Origin of the sequence: Weissella sp. DD23 (assembly GCF_001579105.1) — a bacterium.
Taxonomy (GTDB): Bacteria; Bacillota; Bacilli; order Lactobacillales; family Lactobacillaceae; genus Weissella; species Weissella cibaria.
This window is the reverse complement of record NZ_KQ970394.1, coordinates 178,728-182,681: the sequence shown is the minus strand read 5'-3', so window position 1 is coordinate 182,681 and position 3,954 is coordinate 178,728. Positions and strand designations below refer to the sequence as shown.

Below are 3,954 nucleotides of genomic sequence, written 5' to 3'. Positions count from 1 at the left end.
AGTGTCGTCGTAATGGCTCACGGACCAATTCTAAGGCAGTATGCTTGGGGTTCAATGATTCATAGGGGTCCTGGAAAATCAGCTGCATGTCATCCATAACGGTCCGCCGATTGTGTTTCGTAATTGGCTGACCAGCGAAGGCTATTTCACCCGAAGTCGGCTGCAATAGTGACAACGCCACTTGACCGAGGGTCGTTTTCCCTGAACCGGATTCCCCCACCAAGCCAAGCGTTTCACCTTCGTAAATTGTTAAAGAGACATCATCTAGCGCCACTAACTCTGGTTTACCATGTCGCCCTGGGTATTGCACTGTAATATTTGTTAGTTTTAGTAACTCATTGGCCATCTGGTACACCCCCTAGGACACGATGTGTTGCCGACAACCAGATTTCTTCATGTTGTTGTCTATCGGTATGTGGCACAGTCTGTAAACTACTTGCGTGACCATCTGTTACGGCAGTTACCGCCGCTAATAAGGCCTGCGTATACGGATGTTGCGCCTGTTGGAAAATATCTGCGCTAGTCCCCGCCTCAACAATCTGACCATCACGCATGACTGCAACATTGTCTGCGACTGCTGAAATTACCCCTAAATCGTGGGTGATAAAAATGATCGTCAACTCCTCTGTCCGTTGCAGATCTTTTAACAAGGTTAAAATTTGTGCCTGAACTGTCACATCCAAAGCTGTGGTCGGCTCGTCTGCAATCAGGACATCTGGTTCCGCCAATAAGGCCATCGCAATCAAAACACGCTGCCGCAGCCCACCTGACAACTCATGTGGATATTGTTTTAGTCGTTGCGTTGGCTTGGGAATATTCACTTTTTCAAGTGCCTGCTCTGCCGCAGCTTGTTGTTGCAAACGTGAATACCGTGGATGGACTCGCTTAACCACTTCGGTTAAATGAAAGCCGATCGTCCGGACCGGATTCAAGCCCGTTAAAGGATCCTGAAAGACCATCGCCATTCGCAACTGCTGGTGTTGGCCAACCGGGCTATTTTCACCCGCGAGCTGCCAGACATCGGCAGTGGCGGTTGCACCCTTCGGTAACAGCCCCAGGATTGTGCGCATGGTCATCGTTTTACCAGAACCTGATTCACCGACTAGGCCTAATACTTGATTGGGCATAATCGTTAAATTCACCCCATTCAAAATAGGGACCATCGTACCCTGTTTGCTTGGAACCGTCACCGTCAGGCCCTGCATGTCAATAATAGGTTTAACCATGATTGTCCTCCGGTGATGTCATATCTCGTAGTAAATTACCCAGTTTATTAAAGGCTAAAACAGTCATGATGATAAACAAGCCCGGAATAATTGCCATGTACGGCGCATCCTGCAACCGTGACTGGGCGGCGTTCAGCAACGAACCCCATGAGGCAGCTGGGTCTTGAACCCCCATCCCCAAAAAGCTCAAAGCCGATTCCGTCATAATCGCATTCGCAATATTCGCGCCTGCAGCTGCCACAATAATTGGGGTCACCATCGGCAAAATATGATGCCACATGACATACCAAGGCGACATGCCGACAAATTGTGCGTACTTCACAAAATCTCGTTCCTTAACCGTGACCGTTTCGGCCCGAACTAAACGGGCAATCGACATCCATGAAAAGGCACTAATTACGATAATAATCGTAGTTAGCCCTGGTCGTAAGAATGCACTTAATACCACAACCAAGACCAACCATGGCACCGATGAAAACACATCTAGCAACCGCATCAAGGCCGTATCAGCTAGGCCACCGAAATAACCGGCCATCACCCCAATTGTGGTACCGAGAATAACCGATACCAACATTGCTAGGAAACCAACCCCCAACGAGATGCGACCACCATACACGACGCGGGCTAAATAATCCCGCCCCAAATCGTCAGTACCAAACCAATGTTGCCAGCTTGGTCCTTGAGACATGTGTACCACGTCGACCGCATTTGGATGTAAGGGCAAAATTGGTGCTAATAAGACAGCTAAGACCAGAACTGCCATTACAATCAACCACGTTAAGTAGGTTGGCTTTTGTCGAATGGTCATTTTAAATCGTTCGCGCATGATTACCTCCTAACCCGCGGATCAACCACGGTATAAAGGACATCTGCTAACAAATTACCGATTACCACCAACGTCGCTGACAACAACATGACCGCTAAAATAACCGGATAATCTAGCTTGACTGATGCATCCATCATGTAAGTCCCCACGCCTGGCCAACTGAACACCGTTTCTGTAATCATGGCGCCCGTTACGAGTAATGGTAACGATTGCCCAATTTGCGTCACAATTGGCAATAGGACATTTGGTAACACGTGGTGGAATAGAATTTGTCGTTCAGTTGCACCGAACGCCCGTTGGACCATCACATAATCCTGTTGGTATTCACCAATTGTTTTACTTTGGACATACCGTGCGAGCTCCGGGAAGTACGCCACAACCAATGTGATATACGGCAACACCATGTGCCACACAACGTCGAGTGGCTGATGCGCACTCCCCATTCCAAAGAGCGGGAATAAATTAGCTGCGTAGCCCAAGAAGTAAATTAGCAATAGTGCTATCCAGAATGACGGCGTTGCTAAACCAACCGCAGTCACCGTATCAATCACCCGACCTGCCCAACTTTGTGGTGCACGACCGCCGATCAAGCCTAGCACTGTTGCAATTACCACTGAGGTCGCATACGCAGGCAACACTAAGATGACCGTGTTGGGGATTCGTTCAGCCAACGCCTGACCAATATCTTGTTGGTTAATAATCGAGTGCCCAAAATGCCCCATGACAAAATTTTCAAGCCACAACACATACTGCGTCAGAAAAGGTTTGTCCAAACCATAACGTTCGCGTAATACATGAACAACACCAGGTGACATGTTAGGTTTAATGATTGCATCGACTGCATCAAATGGTGCGAGATGGATCATGCCAAAGACTAAAAACGAAATCACAATTAATAACGGAATCGCCTGCAGCAAACGACTAAAAATCGTTTTTAACATATGCGTCTCCCGTCTACTTTGACAACTTTGACCAGTCAGCAAATGTGTAAACTGGCAAAGTCTTCGCCTCAGAGAAGCCCTTGACGTCCTTATTCATCACCAAAATCTTCTTGTTATCAACAATTGGATACATCACTGCGGCATCCGCAATCTTTTGTTGTAACTTCTTGTACGTTGCTTGACGAGCAGACGCTGAACTCTCTAAATCGCCCTTCGTAAACAACTTATCAATAGTTGGATCCTTGTACTGCCAGTAGTTAGCAAAACCAGTTGACGTGTACAACGGCGTGTATTGATAAGGGTCCGTTCCCATGATGTAGCCATTCAAAAAGGCATCGTACTTGGTTTGATCCTTCTTGTGAATAGCTGTTGACAACGCGGTGGCATCAACCGCTTCAACATTCACCTTAATGCCAGCCTTACTTAATTGTGAGGCAATCAAGCTACCTTGAATTTTTTGTGCGGCATCCCCAGACGTATACCCTAAGTTAAGGGTTAGATTTTTCACACCCGCTTTGTTAAGGAGTGCCTTTGCTTTGCCGACGTTCGTCTTGTAAGCCGCAACATCAGTCGTCGCAAATGAATTCTTTGGTGGTAAGAATGAAGTTGGCGTATTGTAATACTTCTTATCGAGGTACGCCGCCTTATTCATTTCATTCTTATCTAGTGCATAGAAAATCGCCTGACGCACTGACTTATTTGCCAACTTCTTAACATGTGTATTCAAGCCCAAGTAACCCACACGATCCTCTGAGAACGCGTGTACGGCCAAGTCATGGCCCTTTAAGTTCTTCAACTCAGTTGGCAAAACGAACGATGCATCAACTTCGCCCTTCTTTAAAGCGATATCAGTCGTGTTCGGGTCGGTCAAAATGCGAAGTACCACGTGCTTCAACTTTGGCTTTTCACCAAAATAATTGTCATTACGGACAAAACGGACTTCTTGACCCTGCTTATAACT

The 3,954-nt window shown here is 46.9% G+C and carries 5 protein-coding genes; all 5 read right to left on the bottom strand.

The features are described 5' to 3' along the window. The coding region (locus WEIDD23_RS08280; protein WP_156469610.1) for an ATP-binding cassette domain-containing protein at positions 1-346 on the bottom strand (346 nt) is incomplete at its 3' end. Further along, on the bottom strand, positions 336-1,226 hold the full coding sequence (locus tag WEIDD23_RS08275; protein ID WP_010370085.1) for an ABC transporter ATP-binding protein: 891 nt from the start codon (positions 1,224-1,226) through the stop codon (positions 336-338). The genes WEIDD23_RS08275 and WEIDD23_RS08280, both read right to left, overlap by 11 nt. After that, positions 1,219-2,052 (bottom strand): ABC transporter permease, encoded by an 834-nt coding sequence (locus WEIDD23_RS08270; RefSeq protein WP_010370089.1) that lies wholly within the window; start codon positions 2,050-2,052, stop codon positions 1,219-1,221. Before WEIDD23_RS08270 ends, WEIDD23_RS08275 begins: the two co-directional genes overlap by 8 nt. 2 nt (positions 2,053-2,054) lie before the next feature. Continuing rightward, positions 2,055-2,993: an ABC transporter permease gene (locus tag WEIDD23_RS08265; RefSeq protein WP_010370092.1), complete on the bottom strand. Its 939-nt coding sequence runs from the start codon at positions 2,991-2,993 to the stop codon at positions 2,055-2,057. Positions 2,994-3,006: 13 nt separating this feature from the next. After that, positions 3,007-3,954, bottom strand: a 948-nt coding sequence (locus WEIDD23_RS08260; protein WP_197458852.1) for an ABC transporter substrate-binding protein, incomplete at its 5' end; no start/stop codon positions are given.